Here is a 19,308-nt window from a genome sequence, read left to right on the forward strand (position 1 = left end):
GCCTCCGCCGGGGAGGGATTGAGTATAATGGGAATTACCACGCAAGTGACCGAAGTCGCCCCGATCATCGTCACCGCGCTGTTCGGCCGCCAGGACACCGCGTTCTTCGACGCGATGCGGCGCGAGCATTTCCCGCCCGAGCGCAACCAGCTCGATTCGCACCTGACGCTGTTCCACCACCTGCCGCCCTCCGGGCTCGACGAGCTGAAGCACCGGCTGAACCAGGAGACGCGCGGGCTGCCGGCGCCGCGGGCGCGGATCGGCGGGCTGATGTCGCTGGGGCGCGGGGTCGCCTACCGGATCGAATCGCCCGAGCTGGTCGGGATCCGCGCGCGGCTGGCGGATGCGTTCACGGGGATGCTGACGCCACAGGACGCGGGCGGCTGGCGTCCGCACGTCACGATCCAGAACAAGGTCAACCCGTCGGTCGCCAAGCTGCTGCTCGGCAATCTGCAGCGCGACTTCGTGGCGCGGGACGTCGAAATCGCCGGGCTCGGCGCCTGGTGGTATCGCGGCGGGCCCTGGGAAGCGATTTCGCGTCACATGTTTGCTTGACCGCCTCGAATCCGCTTCCTATAGGCCGCGCCTCGCAGGGAAGAATGCTTCCCCGCAGACGGTACGGCGAAGTAGCTCAGTTGGTTAGAGCACGGGAATCATAATCCTGGGGTCGGGGGTTCAAGTCCCTCCTTCGCTACCATTCTTGCGTAGACAGCGGTACACAGCGGTCTACCTACCCTTGCAAATCAGCCATTTCCGCCCTTTCTAGGGGCCAGTCTTGTCCATGGCGGTATCCCCGCGTCTACCATGCGACATGGCACAATCCATGGCATCGGCCCTCGGCGCACATGGTATCGGAGCAATGCCATGCTGAGTGATGCAAAAATCAAAGCCCTGAAGGGCAAGGCGACGTCCTACCGGGTCAGCGACGCCGGCAGCCTCTACCTTCAGGTCAGCCCGTCCGGCGGCCGGCACTGGCGGATGAACTACAGCTATGGTCGCAGCGCCAAGGATCCGACGAAGCTCGCGCAGAAGACGCTGAGCTTCGGGTCATATCCGGCCGTCACGCTTATCGAGGCGCGGAAGCGTCGCGACGATGCCAAGGCGCAGTTGGCGGCCGGCAATGATCCGGCAATCGAGAAGAAGGCTGCGCACGGTGAGCGATCGGAGGCAAATGCGAACACGCTGCGCCTGGTCAGCGAGCGGTGGTTCGCGCTGAAGAAGAAGACGTGGGTCGCCAAGCACGCCGACAAGGTCTGGGCGAGCCTCGTTGAAAACGTCTTTCCCGAGATCGGCGATCTGCCGATCACCTCGATCAAGGCACCGCGCCTCCTATCGATCCTTAACGCGGTTGAGGCCCGCGGGGCAGTAGAGACAGCCCACAGGCTGCGTCAGCGGCTGTCGGGGATCTTCTCCTACGCCATAGCGGCCGGTATCGCTGAGAACGACCCTGCGGCGTCTCTGGGCAAGGTGTTGAGCGCCAAGCCACGCGTGAAGCCGCAACCGTCCATCATCGACGGGATCCGCGATCAGCCTGGGCGAATCGAAGCGACGCGCGCGATGCTGGCGAGATGCGAGGGCGAGCGCTGCCGTGCGACGACCAAGCTGGCGCTGCGCCTGCTCGCGCTGACCGCTGTCCGGCCCGGCGAGCTGGGCGGCGCGCGGTGGGCGGAGTTCGAAGGCCTCGACGGTGACGCGCCGATCTGGCGCATTCCGGCGGCGCGCATGAAGGGCGACGAAGGTCGAAAGCACGAGGTCGATGGCGACCACCTCGTGCCGCTTGCACCGCAGGCAGTGGCTATCCTCCGAGTATTAAAGCCGCTCACGGGCGATCTCGTTCTCGTGTTCCCCAGCGAACGGCATCTGCACAAGCCGATGTCGGAGAACACGCTACGCCAGTTGCTGATTCGCGCCGGCTACTACCAGCGCCACGTTCCGCATGGCTTCCGCGCTGCGTTTAGCACGATTGTGAACGAGCGGCTGAAGGAGCAGGGCCGGGGGGACGATCGGGCCGTTGTCGACCTGATGCTCGCGCATGCACCAAGCAACAGGGTCGAGGGTGCGTACAACAGGGCAGCTTATATGCCCCGGCGGCGTGAGATCGCGCGGGAGTGGGCAGATGTGCTCTTAGAGGGCTTTCCTCCTCCCGACTATCATCTCGGCCAACCGATGCGCTATGCCGCATCAGGACCAGGTCGCGCCGAGGCATCGGCTAACAGCAGTTACCCTAACGCATAGACCGACATGCTGCTTTTATTAATCGATTGACGGTATACAGCCTCTCTGTAACGCTGTTCACTAGTTCCCGTTGGCGAGATCACGCATAAACCGATGGCCACCACCGCTGCTGCGATTCCTGCCCTACCAAAGTGTCCACGGGGGCATGACGTTCCAGCAAATGCCATTCTTTGCATTGTCTGCAGTGACCCGGTCGGATTCCCTAACGTTCGGTATGCTGCCCGGCCGGAGGAAGTAAAGGCGCTCGAGCAACGCTATGCCGACGCGCGAATATCTGCCGCGGCCCGTGGGACCTTGGGCCGACTTGATGCGTTCGGAGTGGCAGTTGGACAGTCGAAAGCCGTGATTAATAGGTCACGGGCTGACCTAGAGAATTTGCTGGTTGGCGAGGGTAAGCTGATGCAGGCCTTTCATCCCGCAGTTCGCGCCGGCCTAAGAGTGCCTCAGAACAACGAATTTGATCCAGACCGAGATGCGAATGACAGCCGCATAAGCCCCCTGTTTTACGACAAACTACATTTCGCGGCTTTGTCGCTGGATGGTAACGGTGTTCCTCACTACGGAGAGTTTGCGATAACTCTCAGAGAAGACTTTATCGCGGCTCGTGCAAGTGTGTTCTGGGAAAATCCAGTTAAGTTCAATGAGGAGCATCCAGCGGGGAGAGGCAAGCCGGTTCCTTATGGTTATAGGGCGACCTGGCCGGCGCGCACGAAGCTTGCAATGACGAAACTTCATAGCAAAATTGAAGAGGCCACGCAAGATTCCGAGTTTGCGGACATTCTAATCGAGAAAACTGAAGCTAGTTCGGGATATACTGACTTTATAGAGGTGCATATATACGGAGACTTACATCCGCAAGCATTCCAGCATGTGAAGGCAGATGTAGTTGATGACGTGGTCGAAAAGATCCTGTGGGATCGAATGAAAGCGCGACTGTCGCATTTTGAAATCTCCTTTGAGGAATTGCGCCAGTGATGGCGCGCATATCCGGGCGAGCGGCAGCATTTGCCGTCAAACAGGCTGATGGCTGGCTTGTGACACGGCGGGGGCGGCCAGGGAGCACGCTGATGGCGTTGGCTGACGTTGCGCGGGTACTGGGCGAAACGCCTGACGTCGTAAAAGTCGAGGTCAAAACGCTACGCGAGGTAGAGAGTCGGCTTGAAATAGAGTGGGCAAAAGACCGAGCGCTGCGTCTAACGATCATCATACTAGATCCGCAAGAAAGTGCCGAGGGTCTTCCAGAGGTCGCCAATTTGTTGGAAGGTCTTATGGCTAGGCCTCACGTGTCGCAGCATCTTGAAAACCAATTTTATCAGCATACTCTCCCCGACGACGCAGACGTAACCCGCGCATCCATACTGGCTAAGGGGCTCCCATTGCTGGACGCCTTTGTCGGATCTGTGATAAAATATCAGAATACGATAGCTACTGTGAGCAGAAGCTTCGAGTCGCTAGATGATTCAATATTTGGTGGTGCCAAGCAGAAAGCTGAATTTCGCGAGCAAGCAGTTTCTGTTGGAGCGTTTCGCACGCTTGTATGCGCTAGCCACGCTGGCGCAATAAACGACGTAACGTTATTTTCGTTGTATCGTTCGTTGTCGGGGCTTCAAGAAACTCGGCAGATTGTGAAGGCTTGGACTGCTGCTTTCGAACGAATCGAGCATATCTTACTGCAGCCAATAGAGTACGATGACGAATTAGAGAGCGACGTTGCTGACTTCGGCGGAGGAGCTGGCGCTCGCGAACGATTGCAGAATGCTCTCGAGCAGCAGAGTGCGATATTAGGGCGGGTCGCCGATGGAGACTACGACAATGCTCGTAAATTCGCTCGCGAGTTGGCTACAAGGCAGCTTGCCGACGGCGGCGCAAGCTATTTAGCAAAGTCTTTTACCCGGTTGAGCCAGCGAGCCCGCGAAATGGAGGCGTTCGAGTTAGAGCTTGAATGGGCCTTCCTTGCTGTCGAACACAGCCCCAGTGATGGACGAGCGCGGACCCACTATGCCGATGCATTGATCCAAGCAGATAGAATTGACGATGGATTATCTGAATACGAGCGAGCCGCTGAACTAGGTCAACCCGTCTACGCTTTAAATGCGCGCGCGCGAGCTATGCGTAAGCTTGGTCTGTATGCTGAAGAGCTTCGACTGTTTCAGGAGGCTGCAGGTCAGTCTTCAGGCGGGGATGAGCGGGTCTTTTCTCTTGTTGGAATAGCTCAGGCCAAAGTCGACTTGGGTGATTCACAAGCTGGCCTGGAGCAGTTGCAGGCGACCGTAGACGAGTACCCCGCAGAAAGTTTAGTTAGGTTGTCGTTGGCTTCGGCATTTTTGCGGAAAGGTCAGTTTACACTCGCTTGGGAACAGTACGAAATAGCCTGTACTTTGAAAAAAGGTTTGGTCTCAGGTGCCAACGGGCTGGCTGAAATCTGTCGGGCAACGGGCCACCTATCAGAAGCACGCCGGCGATATTCAGATATTGCATCCGAATTTCCTCGCGATATTCAAGCCCACATTGGGCTTATCGACACGCTCCGTGCTCTAGGTGAAAGGTCGACCGCATCAGTATATGCGCGGCGGACCGCGGAGAGATTCCCCGGAAGCTCTCAAGCGGCTGCCAAGCACGCGACGACGGTTAGCGAGATGGGCAGACATGGTCAGGCTCGGCAGCTTTTTAGGAATGCGATATTGCGCTTTCCAAAAGATGCCCGCTTGCAAGCATCGCAAGCATCGGCGTACCGTCGAGAAGGGCGCTTTGAAAAATCCTTGCAAACGATAGATGCGGCGATCCTCCGATTTCCGCACAATCGCCGGCTGCAAAGAGTCCGCGCGGATTTGCTGCGTTTGCTTGACAACTTGCCTGACGCGCGCAGGATATACGAAGACTTAGTAGAAGTCGACCCATCTGATATCAAATCCAGGAATGGGCTGTCCGCAATACTGCTTCTAGAAGGTGAAAACTCAGCAGTCATAAACTTTATTGGAAACGACGATCCAGCCACACCTGACCAGTGGAGGTCGTTTCTGTTAGTGGCGAGTGCGATAGAGCGAAGCGGAGATGTTTCTGGTGCCCAAAGCCGCTTGTCGTGGGCAATTGAGCATTGTCCTTTTGCGACGGAGCGGAGAATGTTCGCGAACTCGCTTGCCGCCTTAGTCGCTAGGCTGGGACGTGCGCGGAAAGCCCCGCGAATTGAGAGGGTGCCAGATCGGGATATCGGTAATATCGTTGATTTCCAAATTGCTGCAATGACTAGACAATCTAGAGCGGCAACCGTGTACTCGGCGCTAACGAGGAATTTGCCAGAAAGGTATGGAATTATTCGGGACGAAATTGCTCGAACATATGGTGTACTGCAGGGACCGCCTAAAAAGTCTAAACGCTGGATCGGTGAAGCATTAGAAAGGGAGATCTTGCTTGCCGCGTGATAAGGATGTCTCGTAGCACGGTTAAGTCTTAGGTGAGTCTGCTGAGCCCAGAATGAGCGGCCTACAACGACCGCGCATCTTCAACTGAGACTCGCCACGCTCGGACCTCGCTCTCGACCCAACGCGTCGCGATGCCGCCGGGCTTGCATGGCTTTGGAAATTTCGCTTGGCTCACGAGCCGATAGACCATCGCCTTGCTGAGGCCAGTGATCTCGATCACCTGCGCCAGCTTCAATAGCCTGTCGTTAAGCAAATCCGTCATTGGCCATTCCTCTGTGCCCGGCGTAACTCATCGTTGGCAGTGACGACGGTGCAGTAGCTGTTGGCGAAAGAAAGCAACTCCTGCGCCCCTTCGGTGCCGAACGCGGTCGTCCTCGCGTCGCCGGCGGCGGCGACCAACATCATCGCCGCGTCTCTAACGTCATCGGCCAATTGCAACGCCATATCGCTTACGGTAACCGTAAGCTCGGCTTCATCGCCAACCAGGTGTCGAAGCATCTGGCCGACTGGGGAAACTCCAAGGGCGCACCAGCCGCGCCCTGATCCTTTATGCGCAGCGCATGGCGTGGCTCAATGCCACGCCGCGCCCGCCGGCTGAATCTCCGCGTGCTAAGAACTTTAATGCCGCAACCGCACCATCCCGGCTCGATCAGCTGAAGAAAGACCGGGTGCCGGTTCAAATGCCGCCCGTGCCGCTGCCCCACATCATTCAATGGTGGATCGAGACCGGGGTGACCGGCTCGAACGGCATGTCGGCGACCGTGCTCCCATGGGCTGAGATCGCCGCTTGGCAGGCAAACACCTCGATCAAGCTGTCGTCATGGGAAGCCCGGCTCATTCGGGCGCTGTCGCAGGCATATGTCCAGCAGTCGCGGATCAGCGAAGACGAGGCCTGCCCGCCGCCCTGGCGCGGCGCGGTAACCGAAGCCGAGAAGGCTGCCGAAATCGCGGTGCTCAACGACGTACTGGGATAGCCCTTTGGGGCGTCCCTTTTTCAAGGGGGAGGGCTTGGTATGAGAGACGACGACGACGATACCATGCTCTCCGCCGGCTTTGCGATCGACACGCAAGGTGCTTTCAGCGAGCTGCAGCGGTTTTATCAGTTCTTTGATTCTGGCACCGTCAAAGTGCTCGAAGAGATGCGAAAGGTCGAGGTCGCCACTGGCGGCATGATGAACCTCAGCGGCCCGACCCGGGAAGTCGCTGCGTTTGGTAATGTCGCAAAGCATCAGCTGACGTCGGTCAGAGAGACGGCCGAGTCGGTAGCATCCGGCGTCAGTGGTTTGGCAGCATCGCTCAGCACGACCGGATCGGCCGCAACGCGCGAAGCACGCGCTCTCGCCAACGAGAAGAAAAAGACCGAGACCGCCGGTGAGGCGCTGATCCGGACACTCGAGCGTGAGGCGATGGCGCTTGGTCAGACCAAGGATCAGATGCGGGCTGCGAAGGTCGAGGCTATCGCGCTGGCCGCGTCGAACCAAGGCAATACAGACGTCGCCGACCGCCTTCTAGCGGCGGCGCGGCAGCGCGAGTTTGCAGCCACGGCGGTTGCCGAAGCCGAGGAAGCCGCGGCTACGCGGATAGCTGCGGCAGCGGAGCGCCAAGCGCAGGAAATCCGGTCAGCGGCGCGCGCTCATGAAATGTTTGACGCGAAGGTCCGTGAGGGCGCGGCTGCGATGGCTGTGGCCGACCGTGAGGCTGCGACCTTCGAAGCTGCCGTGGCGCGCGTACAAGCTCGGGTCGATCCTGCCGCTGTAGCAATTGGCAGGCTCAAAACCGAACTCGACGAAGCCCGGATGGCATTTGACCGTGGCCGCATCGGTGCTGAGGCGTTCGAGCAAGAACAGGCCCGCGTCGCTGCTGCGGCGGGGAAGGTCTATGGCCCGCAACGCCAGCTGACAGGCGTTACCCGCGAATTGGGAGAGGTCCAGCGCTTCACCGCGGCTGAGACGCTCAACCTTTCACGGCAATTTCAGGACATCGGCGTCACTGCGGCGATGGGCATGAACCCGCTGATGATTCTCGTCCAGCAGGGGCCGCAAATCTACGACGTGCTGGAGCAGGCGAAGGCGCGCGGCGTCGGCGCCGGCGCCGCCTTGGCTCAGATGGGCAAGGACGTCAGCACCTACGCGGTCAGCGGATTTGCGCGGCTCGCGCCTCTCATCAACCCGGTCAATCTTTTGCTCGCTGCCACTGCCGTTGCGGTGGTCGCGACGGTGCGAGCGCTTGGTAGCTATGGCAGCGCGATCGACCGGTTCGAAACGACCGCCTCCGGCCTCGGGCGCACCTCGGGTCAAACCGCGGAGCAGCTCGAGGCGATCGCAGAGGCCTCCTCCTCCGCCGGCGAGCGGTCGATCAGCGCCACGCGCGATAGCGTCGCTGCGTTCGCTGCGGCCGGCATCCAAGGTGAGCAAACCCTGACCTCGCTTGCGGGTATGGTCGACAAATATGCGAAGCTGACCGGGCAAGATGCCCCGGCTGCGCAGGCGGCGCTTGCGGCGGCGATGAGCGACCCGGCGAAGGCCGCCGATACGTTCACGCAGTCGCTCGGTTTGCTCACCGGCGCGCAATACGAGCACATCCGGCAACTGGCGGCCCAGGGTGATCAGGAACAGGCAACCGCCGAGCTGACCCGCATCTTGAGTGGCGATATTGCGGCCAACGCGCACCAGGTCACCGGCCTTGCTCATGTCATGGACCTGCTGGGGAACGTTGTTGCTGGCGTGTCGACGATGTTCGGGCGGCTCGATCAGAAGATCCGTTCGGCCGGTGCGTCCTACGACGCCTGGCTCAAGCAGCAGGTCGGCGGCTGGGCCGTTGATCTGTTTGGCACCGGCAACAAGACCCCGTTGGGGCCCAACGCCAACGCCGGCCGCAACCAGGACCAGGTCGCGGCGCTGAACGCTTCGCAGTCTTTGAACACGACCGGCATGAAGCAGTACAACGAGCTGCTCGCACAGCAACGCGTGTTGCAGAAGGGCTTGGCTGATACGACCGGCCTGACGGCGACACAGGTGCGCGCACTTCGTCATGACTATTCGGCGGTGACGGACACAATCAAGGCCAACCGTACCGCGTCGGGCGATTGGATTACCACGCAGGAGCGGTCGCATCTCGTCGCCCAGGCACAAACTCGTCTTTCTGCAGCTCGCACGAAGCAAGAGAAGGCGGCGGCGCAGCAGCAGATCACCAATTTACGGCTCGGCACGCAGGTGCTGACGCAGCAGGAACGGCAGACCCAGGCGCAGGACACCTACAACAAGGTCGCTAATCGCTACACCAAGCCAAAAACCGATCACCATGCTGAGCAGCTGGCGAACCAGGCCAAGGCGATCGAAGCGCAGATCACCAACGTCTACAAGCTGGTGGACGCCTACGGCGAGGCCGGCGGCGCTGCCCTGATCGCCGAGGCTCGCGTCAAGGCGGAGAGCGACGCAATCAAGAAGCGCGGCGACATCGAGGCGGCCGTAAGTCGGCAGATCCGCCTGGCTATCGCGGAGCGCATCAAAGCCGGCGCGCAGAGCGCAAAGACTATGGAAGACGAGGCTCGTCTCCAGGATGAAGTCAATGCCGCGGTCGCAGCCGGCAACGTACCTGCGGCCCTTGCTGGTGAGTTGCTGCGGGATCGACTGGCTCAGCTACCGCTCGCAGAAGCGAGAGAGGCGGCCTTGCGAAAGGCCTCGGGAGCCGGCGCCAAGGGTGATGTTGCCGGACAGGAAATGTTCACCGATGCAGCGAACAAGGCGTCGGCTGCGATCGACAAGCAGACGGCTGCCCGGCAGGCCCTCACTGATAAGCAGCGCGCCGGCGCGATGGGAGTCGCACTGGTCGACGGCGAGCGGCAGTTGACGATGCTGGCAGAAGAAACCCGTCTGATCGGCGCGAATGAGGCTGCGCGTGTCCATGCTTTCGCGGTCCTGAAAGCGATGCAGGACGCGGAAGCGAAGGGATGGAGCGGGGCCAAGGCAAAGCAATGGATCGACCAGCAGGCAGACATCGCCTCGGGTCAGTACCAGGTGAAGCTGTCAACCGACGCGCTGAACGGCAGCCTGACCTATCAGGGTGAATTACTCGACGAAATCGCGACCAACGTTTCGAACGCTGCGCGCGGGATGGCCGATGCGTTCGGCGAGGTCGGCCGCGCGCTCGGCGATACCGTTTCGATCTACGCATCGTTCGCAGCGCAACAGGAACGGCTCGGGGCGGCGCACGAGCAGCAGCTGGGCAAGCTGAAGCAGATGACGAACGTCGAGCAGCGCGATGCCGCGATCAAGCGTGAGAACGGCCTGTTCGCCGCGAAGAACGCGACGGCACAGGTCGGGCTGTATGGCGACATGACTCATGCGGCGAAGGGCTTCTTCAAGCAGGGGTCGGATGGCTACAAGGCCATGGCGGCCGCTGAAAAGGTATTCCGTGCGGTCGAGTTCGCCATGTCGATCCGCTCGATCGCCCAGGATGCTATCGAGACGATTACATCGATCACGAACAGCGGCGCGCGCGCGGCAGCGGCTGGTGCCGAGGGCGTTGCCAACCAGTCAAAGCTTCCCTTCCCGGCGAACATCGCCGCAATGGCTGCCACAGCTGCGGCCCTGATCGGGGCGGGCGTTATGGTCGCGGGCGGCTTCGGTGGTGGCAAGAACACGCTGCCGAAGGCGAACGACGGCACGGGCACGGTGCTAGGCGACAACGAGGCCAAGTCCGAGAGCATCCGGCGTGCGATCGACGGCCTGAAGGAAGTCGACACGCTTATGCTGTCGTCATCGCGCGAGATGGCTGGCCTGCTCCGGTCGATCGACAACCAGATCGGTGGGGTTGCTGCGCTCGTCGTTCGGGCGGGCGACGTGAACGCATCGGGCGGTGTCGATGCCGGCTTCAAGACGAATGCCGTTGGCTCCGTGCTGAAGGCGATCGTTCCCGTGTTCGGCGGTGCCTTGGCATCCTTGTTCGGGACGAAGACGACGGTCGTCGGCAGTGGCCTGTCCAGCGGGCCGCAGACCCTCGACTCGATCCTCAACGGCGGCTTCGACGCGTCCTATTACTCGGACGTCCAGAAGAAGAAGAAGCTGTTTGGCATCACGACCAGCACCAAATACTCGACCCAGTACACGGGTGCAGATGCCGGTCTCGAGAACCAGTTCACGCTGATCCTGCGTAACTTCAACAGCGCGATCGCGGCGGCGGCCGGGCCGCTTGGTGAGTCCACGACCGAAATCCAGCGCCGGCTGAGCGGCTTCGTCGTCGACATCGGCAAGATCGACCTGCAGGGCCTGACGGGCGAGCAGATCCAGGAGAAGCTGTCGGCCGTGTTCGGCGCTGCCGCGGACAAGATGGCTATTGCTGCATTCCCCGGCTTCGAGCGATTCCAGAAGGTCGGCGAAGGTGCGTTCGAGACGTTGGTCCGCGTCGCGTCGACCGTCGAGTCGGTTAGCGCCTCCCTCGACATGCTGGGAGGCGCCGCGCGCGGACTTGGTCTCGATGCGAAGCTCGGCCTGGCTGACCAGTTCGACAGCGTTGGTGACTTCAACACTGCGGCCGATGCCTATTTCCAAGCCTTCTACACCAAGGAAGAGCAGGCGGCTGCGAAGACCGCCCAGTTCGCCAAGGTGTTCGGAAGCCTTGGCGCGGCCATGCCCGAGACACTGGCAGGGTTCCGCCAGCTGGTCGATGCGCAGGATCTGACTACGGCTGCCGGCCAGTCGACCTATGCCACGCTGCTGCAGCTGGCGCCGGCGTTCGCGGATCTGAAGACTGCAATGGACGGCGCCAAAAGCTCGGCGGATATTCTTGCCGAGCGGCAGGATCTGGAACGCAAGATATTGGAGCTCAACGGCGATACGGCTGCGATCCGGGCTCTGGATCTCGCCAAGGTGGATGTCAGCAATCGCGCTCTGCAACAGCAGGTTTGGGCGATCCAGGATGCGCAGACGGCGGCATCTGCGGCGAAGCAGCTGAGCGATGCATGGTCGAGCGTCGGCAACAGCATCGAGGAGGAGATCAAGCGCATCCGCGGTCTGTCGAACGCCGCGGGCGAGACGGGCTTTGCGGCAGCCATGGGTCAGTTCAACGCAGCGACGAACGCTGCGCGCGGCGGCGACATGGATGCCGCAAAGTCGCTGCCCGCCCTGAGCCAGGCGCTGTTGAAGATCGCTGGCGACAATGCCACCAGTCGGCAGGAACTGGATCGGGTGCAGGCCCAGACCGCAGCCAGCCTCGCAGGGACCAACGCGGCGATTGCCGCCATCGCGAGTGGCAATCCGCTGTCCACCACTACGGCGCAGGGTTCCGGAGCGACGCCGACCACCAAGGTGGCGAACGACGCAGCAACCTTGACCCTCGTCGCGGCGGTGCAACCCGCGGTCATTCCCGTCTCGCAGGAGAACGATATGGCCACCGAGCTGCGTTCACTGCGGGACGAGGTGGTGAAGCTCCGGGAGGATAACAATTCCGGGCAGGCCGCGATCGCCAGCAGCGCGAAGGCAACTGCCCGCATCCTCGATGCCATCACCGCCGACCATAGCGGACAGGCAATCAGCATCGGCAACGCGGCATGAGGGTCGTCACTGATACCGGATCGATCGAATTGGGGACGATTGAATCGTCCCCGACGATCGGCATCACTGACTATAGTCGCCGGACCACCGACGAGTTCGGCGTGACCACCGTCGTCAAGCGGAGCTTCGCCCGGCAGATGTCGGTCCGACTGGCGGTGCCGTCTGCCGGCGTAGACGCGCTACAGCGGCAGCTTGCCGATCTCCGCGCTACATCGGCTACGTGGATCGGCGATGACCCCTATGGTAACCTTACGGTCCGCGGGTTCTACAAGAACTTCGAGGTCGACCATCCGACGTCACTGATCAGCTATTGCACGCTGACGATCGAGGGTCTGACGGGCGAAGCCGAGTTCACCGACGACGGTACTGATCCGGCGCCGGGCGGCAAACCGTCGACACTGCAGGTATTGCAGCCGATCGCGATCACCGACGCCGTTCTGATCTCGAGCAGCGTCGCCGAGGATGACGCGATCGAATGGTCATCGGCGGGTGGCTACCCTGCCGGCACGCGTGTTGTCCGTCGCGGGACGCACCGTGTCTACGAGAGCATCATCGCCAGCAACATCGGCTACGATCCCGCCGCTACCGTGGGCGCGTGGCTCGATGTCGGTCCAACCAACCGCTGGGCGATGTTCGACCAGGCGATTGGGTCTACTACCACTGACGACAACGTCATCACGGTCGCGCTGCGCCCGGGGTCGGCGGTGTCCGGCCTGGCGATACTCGACACCAACGCCGCCAGGGTCCGCGTCCAGGCACCGGGCTATGATCGCACCGTCGCCGTGACGGGCGGCGCCACCTCCGCACTGTTCTTGGATCTGGTCACGTCTACGGGCGCAAGTTTGACCGTCACGTTGACGGCCGTCGGCAACAGCGCGCAACGCGTGCTGCTGGATGATGCCGCTGCCTTTGGTGATTCGGGCACATTCCGCGACACCGTTGCCGGTACCGCCTCGGGAGAATCGCCCAGCTGGGACGATTCGGGAACCGTGCGTGACACGACGGCATGGCCGGACACGCGCGTCGGCGACGGCACGGTTTCCGTCGGAACGTTCATGGTCGGCACTCTGCGGCCACTTGGCCGTACAGGATCATCGCCCACCTCGAGCATCACCGACTACAGCAAGCGCGAAACAGACGACTTCGGCGAAATCGCAATCGTGCCGCGCGCCTGGGCAAAGCGGATGGCGGCGAAGGCGCTGATCCGCACCGACGCTGTCGAACAGGTCATCGGCCGGGTTGCTGCGGTGCGAGCGGTACCGTCGCTCTGGCTGGCCGATCGCGCCACCGAAAGCCTCACCGTTTACGGCTTCTTCAAGGACTTCAGCGTGGAGATCGGCCAGTCGGTCAGCACGCTGTCGCTGTCGATTGAAGGGTTCAGCGAGGCAGCGACGCCTGCGCCGCTGACTATTCCGTGGGAGCACGTCGCCGATCGGGACGGAACGAAGCCCACCGATGGCGCCGACAAGACTGGTGACAACACTTCGAAGGACACGGGCGCCGTCGCTGGCGTGCCGGCGAAGCAGGTCATTGCTGACGCGACCTCGGTAAAGCAGCGATCGGATATCCTCGAGAACATCACGATCCCCGCGATCAACAGCGCGGTCGCGGCAGCCAATGCCCTGATCAAGACGGCCGGGGCGAAGGCGGATGTGGCGCTGGCCGACTTGAATGCCAAGCTGCTCTCCGCCGGGATCGCTCTCGATGGGTCACTGGCCAGTGCCGATAGTAAACTGGGAGCAGCGCGCGTCGCGGCCGACCTGGCGGCCAGCCGCGCAAATACCCGCATCGATGCGGCGATGACCGACCTCAACGCCGAGGCGAACCGGGCGCAAGGTAAGGAGGAGCTGCTCAAGCGCGAGATCGACAGCCTCACGGTCGTCACGATAAAGAACGACGGTGAGGTCCGCGCGCTGATCGAGACGGAGCGGCTGGTCCGCACCGATGACGTCCGCGCGATCGCGCGGACCATCGACAGCGTCATCACCGATTATACCAGCCGAGACAGCGTCACCAACACTCGGATCACGACCACGATCACCGCCCTGTCCGCTGCCGACAGAGCGTTGGGCGAGCGAATCGACACCGTCACCACAGAGTTCAAGGCAGCAGACTCGGCGACCAGCACGCGGATCACGGACTCGGTCGCGGCCCTGTCCGCAGCCGACGAAGCGATCGGCAAGCGCGTCGACTCTATCGTAACGGACGTCATCACAAAGGAGACTGCCACCCGCGCCGAGATCAGCCGGGTTGAGCTGGCCTCGTCGACCCGCGACACCGCCCTTGGGCAGCGCATCGACCTCGTCGTGACGGACTATACGGGCCGCGACAGCGCGACCAACACGCGCATCACCACCCAAGTCACCGCCTTATCTGCGGTGGACAAGGCCCTTGGTGAACGCATTGACACGGTCATCACTGACTACCGGTCTGCCAATACCGTCACCAATACCAGGATCACCGATACGGCGCGCGCTTTTGCCGATGCCGACCAGGCAATCGGGCAGCGCATTTCAGAGGTGCAGAGCAGCTTTGCCCCCGGCGGCGGAAACCTGATCAATAACACCGACTTCGTTACCACCGACGGATGGGGCGAAAACTCGGGCATGCCGCGGCCAAGCTACGGAATAAATGCCGCTGGCCCTTCGTACCATCCAGTTGGCGAGAACGTACTTTCGATCTATCAAACGGGCCGAGCTGGCGGTGCCGACGCTTACGCTGATTGGATATCCGATCCAGTAGCGATCGTCGGCGGATCGTTCGTCCAATTCTCTGCTATGTTTGCCTCGCACCGCGCCGACACCCAGGCCTTTCTCGGCTGGGTCGGATCGGACGGCGTCATCTTTGAGTTCGTCAACGGCAACCGTAATAGCTCTACCGAGAAGCTTGCAAACGATCCAAACCTATTCAAGCGGTCGGGTGTGATCGCTGTCCAGGCGCCTCTACGGGCAGTTGCAGCCCGGTTGCTGATGCGGAAGAACGATACCTACGAGGGGCAGGGCGACAGCTACGCTTGGTTCTGGCGACCATATATTGGTGGCGCTCGTCAGGGACAGAACGGTTGGAATGATTGGTCGTCGGGTAGCTCGCGGGCGGTGCAGACCGCTACGGCTGCTCGCGTCGCGACGAGCATCACGACTTTGGCCGATGCCGACAGCGCAATTGGGCGGCGGATCGACACGGTTACTACCGACTATGTTGGTCGGGACAGCACGACAAACGCTCGTGTAGATCAAACGGTGAGCGCGATGAGTGAGGGTGATCGCGCCCTCGGTATTCGGGTCGACGGCGTCGCGGCCAGCCTGGCGACCACTGACAGCGCCGTGCGCGCCGAGATCGGCCGGGTCGAGCGTACATCGGTCGATCGGGATACGGCGCTAGGGCAGCGTAGCGACACAATCACGGCATCGCTAAACGATGCCCGCGGCCGCCTGTCGACGGTCGAAACGGCAGTAACCGATGGCCGGTTCGCGGCTGCTCAGCGCGTGTCAAGCCTCGAAGCGCAAGTCGGTGCCGACTTGTCCGCAAGGATCGACCAGCGGGCAACGGCGATCGTCGATCCCAAGATCGGCGTCGTGACGCAGAGCGTGACGGACTTGCGCAGCGCTTACAACGGCACCGTAGCAACGGTGCAGCAGCAGGCCGGCACGCTAGTCGACCTCGCCGGCAAGGCGACTGCCTATGTCAGATTGCTTGCCGATGGCGGTAACGGTGTCGCTCGGTTGAGCCTTTGGTCGGATCAATTCGGCGGCGCGTGGGAGCTGATTGGGGACGGTAGAATTGGCGGAAATCTCGTCGTGGATGGCACGATCACCTCGACGAAGATGGGTGCCTCATCGGTTCAACAGGCCATGTTCCTCACGCTGCCTGGCAGCATGTCGATCCCCTATGGTTGAGGAAGCGGCATGGCGATTCCGTATCCGGTATACGAAGATGATCCGAGCACTGGCGGCGGTGGCACGGGCAGCGGTGGTGGTGGCGGAGGTGGCTACGTGATCGGCACAACCATATTTCAGGCCACCTTCAACAAGGCCGAGGCAAACAGCGCGTTGCGCATCCTGGCCTATGCCAGTCTGCAAAGCCCCGACGATCTTCAGTTCGCTGGCTACATCACGATCGACGGTGCCCTCTACCAAACTGGCACAGTCAATATCGTGCTGGATCTTCAGCGCTCGTCCGGCGCCATGCCAATCACGTTGCCTGCTTTTGTCACCGGCTTGGCGGCGGGCAATCACACCATCATCTTTTCGATCCGCAACCTTGAGCCAGACGGCGCTCTCACCGTGCTCGCAGGGTCGACGATGGAAATCACCGAACTGAAACGCGCAGCCGTCTGAAGGGGCAGGTCATGGAATATTGGATCGTTTACGACCTTGCGTCTGGCGCCGAGCGGTGGCGCGGGAGCGGCGTCACGGGCGCAGCAGCGGCACAGGTGTTGCCCGAGGGCCTTGGGATTGTGCTGGTCCCCTCAGCCGCGCTCGAAGGTGAAGCGCTCGATCTGGACGTGCTGCGCAATACCGCGGCCGCCAGCATCGATGCCCAAGCTGAGTTGATCCGGCAGAGCATCCTGACGCCCGGTGCCGGGCAGGCAATGACGTACCAGCGCAAGGAAGCCGAAGCGCGTGCATGGTCCCTCGACAATGCCACCGCCACGCCCTTCCTTACTGCGGAGGCGGGCGCACGCGGGATGACGATCGCCGACCTTGCGGCCGAGGTCATCCAGCTTGCCGACGCATGGGTGGCAACAGGCGCTACGATCGAGGGGCTGCGCATGGGTGCCAAGGCTGCGGTCAGTCGCGCTGCGAACCTCGGCGCGATCGTCGCTGCCGGCAGGGTCGACTGGTCCACCCTCAATGGCTGAGCGCTTCTGGCTCGGGCTGCGCCAGCTGCTCGTTGCGGTTGACCAGATCGTCTACATCTTGATCGCCGTGCCGATCTACGTGGCTGTTGGCGGGCCAACCCCTTCGGCTGATGAGACGATCTCCAGCCGCGTCGGCCGCGCTGCGATCAAGGGTCACCGCTGGGGCCTCGTGCTCGAGGTGGTGATCGATCGACTGTTCGTGCTGCTCGGCTCTGAACCGGACCACTGCCGGCGCAACGTTGAGAGCGCTTTCCTGGGCTGCGCACCCAAACCCTGAAGGATCCTACCATGAAGAACGCGAGCAACGCGGCCGCCCCGGTCGCGGGAAGGGGTGACGCATGAGTGTGACAGCCACGAGCAATTACATCGGCGAGGCGATGAGGTCGACGGCCGCGCTGGCACCTCCCTCCCTCGCCAACAACCCAGGTCTGCTGGCGTGGAACCTGTTCGTCATGACTGCGGCCATGTGCCTTGGGTTGATGATGGCGGGCAAGCAGGCGCGGCGGATCTGGGCCGCGCGCGCGTTCGATCACCCGACCGATCCCGTCTCGATCTATCGGTTCATTATTTTCCTTGCCGGGTGCGCGGTCGCTAGCCGGGGCGGCGCTGAAGCGATCAGTCTATGGTCGTGGAGCTCGGGCGACGCTCATACCATTGAGCGGGTCGCGGAGCTCAAGCGATGGCTCGATCCCGTCTCGGTCGGCTGCGGCTTCCTTTGGATAGCGCTGCATATCCTCGCCGAACCCATGCTCGAGTTCCAGCTGCGCAAGGCGCCGCTGCCCGTCGACATGTGGTCGCGATGGCCGCAGCTTCGCCGACCTATCGCAATTCTCGTCGTGAGCCTGTTGATGGCGACCGCTGCCGTCGGACTGCGGTAATGCGGGAGGGGGCTATCGCAGCGGTACCGGGCGTATCGGTACCGGTTATCTGGTCATTCCTCGGGTACAGTTTCCCGGCCGGGTCGATGATCGTCGGGCTCCTCGCCTGCCTCATGATCCGGCTGTTCATCACGCTCGACACGCCGGGCCCGAAGCGCTGGCTGCTCGATATGATTACCACCGGGATTGCGATGCTGGTCACCGCGGTCTGGATCGCAGAGCATCAGGTCGACCTGTTCGCCGCGCTCGGCACCGGCGGCGCGCTGGGCGCTATCGGCACCGGCATCATCACCTTCTTCAAGCGTCGCGGTCAAAACGCGATCGATGCGCTTGATGCCGCTCTGCCGGGCAAGCCGGTAGTACCGGCGGACATGACCGCCACCCTGCGCGAACTCGATAAGTAGGGAATAACGGCCCGCCCCCAAGGATCAGTCAAGGACGGGCCGACCAACCGCTCTTCCGTAGCGTCTGGCGTATGATCCAACGCAGCACTGCGCTCGCGATGTCAAGGTAACGGCCCGCCCAACCGGGAGGGGTCAGTGGCGGGCCGACCGGGCAAGGGTAAGAAACCCGGCCCGTCGATAACAACCAACCTGTCCGATCGCTTGAAACCGAAGGAAATAATCATGACGACGGCATCAACGCCGGCGTGGCTTCGCCATGCCCGGTCGCTTCTTGGCACCCGCGAGATAGTCGGACGCACGCACAATAATGCCCTGATCGCGTTTCTCAACACGGCGCGCAAATGGAACGGCGTGGTCTGGAAAGATGACGAGATGCCGTGGTGCGGCGGCTTCGTCGCGGCATGCCTCGTCGCCGTCGGTGTAGAGCCGGTCAAGATCGCGGCGCGCGCGAAGAGTTGGGCGGCGTGGGGTAGCCGACTGCGGCCTGAGCGCCTCGCCCCCGGCGCGGTCCTCGTCTTCGATCGTGCAGGCGGCGGCCATGTCGGTTTCTATGTCGGCGAGGATGCGACCGCCTATCATGTTCTTGGCGGCAATCAGAGCAACGCCGTCACCGTTACGCGGATCGCAAAGGGCCGGCTCACCGCATCACGCTGGCCCGCAGGCGTGCCGGTTATCGGCGGTCCGGTGCAGATGGCGACGACTGCTGGCCTGAAGCTGTCGAGTAACGAGGCATGACGCGCCTATTGTCGCCGGTGCTGGCGGACTTCGGAGAGAACGCCGTCGCCTTCTGGTGCCCAGGCTGCAAAGGGTCGCATGTCCTATCGGTAAGCGGCGCGGGGGCTATCTGGGGCTGGAACCAGAACGTTAACCGCCCGACCTTCACCCCGTCAGTGCTGTTTCGCACCGGTCATCACATCCCAAGCCAAGCCGGCAAGCGGTGCTGGTGTGACGCTAATCGTG

At 62.0% G+C, this 19,308-nt stretch carries 16 protein-coding genes and 1 tRNA gene; 15 read left to right on the forward strand and 2 right to left on the reverse strand.

All coding sequences use genetic code 11. From position 1 onward, the window contains the following. Positions 1 to 45: 45 nt before the first annotated feature. The 5 genes from sphst_RS19450 to sphst_RS19470 all read left to right on the forward strand — a co-directional run bounded on the left by sphst_RS19450 (position 46) and on the right by sphst_RS19470 (position 5,654). The gene (locus tag sphst_RS19450) at positions 46 to 555 is read left to right on the forward strand and encodes a 2'-5' RNA ligase family protein (protein ID WP_081877390.1); all 510 of its coding nucleotides are present in this window, start codon (positions 46 to 48) and stop codon (positions 553 to 555) included. Positions 556 to 620: 65 nt separating this feature from the next. After that, a tRNA-Met gene (locus sphst_RS19455) sits at positions 621 to 697 on the forward strand. A gap of 167 nt (positions 698 to 864) precedes the next feature. Next, positions 865 to 2,235: a tyrosine-type recombinase/integrase gene (locus sphst_RS19460; protein WP_051916174.1), complete on the forward strand. Its 1,371-nt coding sequence runs from the start codon at positions 865 to 867 to the stop codon at positions 2,233 to 2,235. A gap of 399 nt (positions 2,236 to 2,634) precedes the next feature. Next, positions 2,635 to 3,210: a hypothetical protein gene (locus sphst_RS20805; protein WP_234387758.1), complete on the forward strand. Its 576-nt coding sequence runs from the start codon at positions 2,635 to 2,637 to the stop codon at positions 3,208 to 3,210. Next, complete coding sequence (locus sphst_RS19470) at positions 3,210 to 5,654, forward strand: tetratricopeptide repeat protein (protein ID WP_081877389.1); 2,445 nt, start codon at positions 3,210 to 3,212, stop codon at positions 5,652 to 5,654. The genes sphst_RS20805 and sphst_RS19470 overlap by 1 nt, the downstream gene beginning before the upstream one ends. A 61-nt stretch (positions 5,655 to 5,715) precedes the next feature. Here sphst_RS19470 and sphst_RS19475 read toward each other — a convergent pair whose 3' ends face one another. Together sphst_RS19475 and sphst_RS19480 are read right to left on the reverse strand one after the other, a co-directional pair. After that, the gene (locus tag sphst_RS19475) at positions 5,716 to 5,916 is read right to left on the reverse strand and encodes a helix-turn-helix transcriptional regulator (RefSeq protein WP_031392952.1); all 201 of its coding nucleotides are present in this window, start codon (positions 5,914 to 5,916) and stop codon (positions 5,716 to 5,718) included. Next, the gene (locus sphst_RS19480) at positions 5,913 to 6,152 is read right to left on the reverse strand and encodes a hypothetical protein (protein ID WP_031392951.1); all 240 of its coding nucleotides are present in this window, start codon (positions 6,150 to 6,152) and stop codon (positions 5,913 to 5,915) included. Before sphst_RS19480 ends, sphst_RS19475 begins: the two co-directional genes overlap by 4 nt. Before the next feature lie 62 nt (positions 6,153 to 6,214). Between sphst_RS19480 and sphst_RS19485 the strand changes: the two genes are divergently transcribed. The 10 genes from sphst_RS19485 to sphst_RS21400 form a co-directional block, all read left to right on the forward strand. Then, complete coding sequence (locus sphst_RS19485) at positions 6,215 to 6,628, forward strand: hypothetical protein (protein WP_159043713.1); 414 nt, start codon at positions 6,215 to 6,217, stop codon at positions 6,626 to 6,628. 39 nt (positions 6,629 to 6,667) lie between these two features. Then, positions 6,668 to 12,205, forward strand: a complete 5,538-nt coding sequence (locus tag sphst_RS19490) for a phage tail length tape measure family protein (RefSeq protein ID WP_031392949.1) — start codon at positions 6,668 to 6,670, stop codon at positions 12,203 to 12,205. After that, positions 12,202 to 16,101, forward strand: a complete 3,900-nt coding sequence (locus tag sphst_RS19495; protein WP_031392948.1) for a hypothetical protein — start codon at positions 12,202 to 12,204, stop codon at positions 16,099 to 16,101. The genes sphst_RS19490 and sphst_RS19495 overlap by 4 nt, the downstream gene beginning before the upstream one ends. A 9-nt stretch (positions 16,102 to 16,110) precedes the next feature. After that, positions 16,111 to 16,542 (forward strand): hypothetical protein, encoded by a 432-nt coding sequence (locus sphst_RS19500; RefSeq protein ID WP_031392947.1) that lies wholly within the window; start codon positions 16,111 to 16,113, stop codon positions 16,540 to 16,542. Between the two features lie 11 nt (positions 16,543 to 16,553). After that, positions 16,554 to 17,066, forward strand: a complete 513-nt coding sequence (locus sphst_RS19505; protein WP_051916172.1) for a hypothetical protein — start codon at positions 16,554 to 16,556, stop codon at positions 17,064 to 17,066. After that, positions 17,059 to 17,343 (forward strand): hypothetical protein, encoded by a 285-nt coding sequence (locus sphst_RS19510; RefSeq protein WP_031392945.1) that lies wholly within the window; start codon positions 17,059 to 17,061, stop codon positions 17,341 to 17,343. The genes sphst_RS19505 and sphst_RS19510 overlap by 8 nt, the downstream gene beginning before the upstream one ends. Positions 17,344 to 17,404: 61 nt before the next feature. Next, entirely contained in the window at positions 17,405 to 17,944 is a 540-nt protein-coding gene (locus sphst_RS19515) for a hypothetical protein (RefSeq protein ID WP_031392944.1), read from the forward strand. An 86-nt stretch (positions 17,945 to 18,030) separates the two neighbouring features. Beyond that, positions 18,031 to 18,348: a hypothetical protein gene (locus sphst_RS19520; RefSeq protein WP_051916171.1), complete on the forward strand. Its 318-nt coding sequence runs from the start codon at positions 18,031 to 18,033 to the stop codon at positions 18,346 to 18,348. Between the two features lie 222 nt (positions 18,349 to 18,570). Continuing rightward, the gene (locus tag sphst_RS19525; protein ID WP_043156872.1) at positions 18,571 to 19,083 is read left to right on the forward strand and encodes a TIGR02594 family protein; all 513 of its coding nucleotides are present in this window, start codon (positions 18,571 to 18,573) and stop codon (positions 19,081 to 19,083) included. Then, positions 19,080 to 19,308, forward strand: a 229-nt coding sequence (locus sphst_RS21400) for a DUF6527 family protein (RefSeq protein ID WP_267895138.1), incomplete at its 3' end; no start/stop codon positions are given. The genes sphst_RS19525 and sphst_RS21400, both read left to right, overlap by 4 nt.

The sequence above is a fragment of the Sphingomonas sp. STIS6.2 genome, from assembly GCF_000732685.2.
In the GTDB taxonomy this organism is placed as follows: Bacteria; Pseudomonadota; Alphaproteobacteria; order Sphingomonadales; family Sphingomonadaceae; genus Sphingomonas; species Sphingomonas aerolata.

Bases quoted from the DNA above. Each gene is read 5' to 3' on its own strand.
- sphst_RS19460 (WP_051916174.1), top strand. From the start codon at position 865: ATGCTGAGTGATGCAAAAATCAAAGCCCTGAAGGGCAAGGCGACGTCC.
- sphst_RS20805 (WP_234387758.1), top strand. From the start codon at position 2,635: ATGCAGGCCTTTCATCCCGCAGTTCGCGCCGGCCTAAGAGTGCCTCAG.
- sphst_RS19470 (WP_081877389.1), top strand. From the start codon at position 3,210: ATGGCGCGCATATCCGGGCGAGCGGCAGCATTTGCCGTCAAACAGGCT.
- sphst_RS19475 (WP_031392952.1), bottom strand. From the start codon at position 5,916: ATGACGGATTTGCTTAACGACAGGCTATTGAAGCTGGCGCAGGTGATC.
- sphst_RS19480 (WP_031392951.1), bottom strand. From the start codon at position 6,152: ATGCTTCGACACCTGGTTGGCGATGAAGCCGAGCTTACGGTTACCGTA.
- sphst_RS19485 (WP_159043713.1), top strand. From the start codon at position 6,215: ATGGCGTGGCTCAATGCCACGCCGCGCCCGCCGGCTGAATCTCCGCGT.
- sphst_RS19490 (WP_031392949.1), top strand. From the start codon at position 6,668: ATGAGAGACGACGACGACGATACCATGCTCTCCGCCGGCTTTGCGATC.
- sphst_RS19495 (WP_031392948.1), top strand. From the start codon at position 12,202: ATGAGGGTCGTCACTGATACCGGATCGATCGAATTGGGGACGATTGAA.
- sphst_RS19500 (WP_031392947.1), top strand. From the start codon at position 16,111: ATGGCGATTCCGTATCCGGTATACGAAGATGATCCGAGCACTGGCGGC.
- sphst_RS19505 (WP_051916172.1), top strand. From the start codon at position 16,554: ATGGAATATTGGATCGTTTACGACCTTGCGTCTGGCGCCGAGCGGTGG.
- sphst_RS19510 (WP_031392945.1), top strand. From the start codon at position 17,059: ATGGCTGAGCGCTTCTGGCTCGGGCTGCGCCAGCTGCTCGTTGCGGTT.
- sphst_RS19515 (WP_031392944.1), top strand. From the start codon at position 17,405: ATGAGTGTGACAGCCACGAGCAATTACATCGGCGAGGCGATGAGGTCG.
- sphst_RS19520 (WP_051916171.1), top strand. From the start codon at position 18,031: ATGATCGTCGGGCTCCTCGCCTGCCTCATGATCCGGCTGTTCATCACG.
- sphst_RS19525 (WP_043156872.1), top strand. From the start codon at position 18,571: ATGACGACGGCATCAACGCCGGCGTGGCTTCGCCATGCCCGGTCGCTT.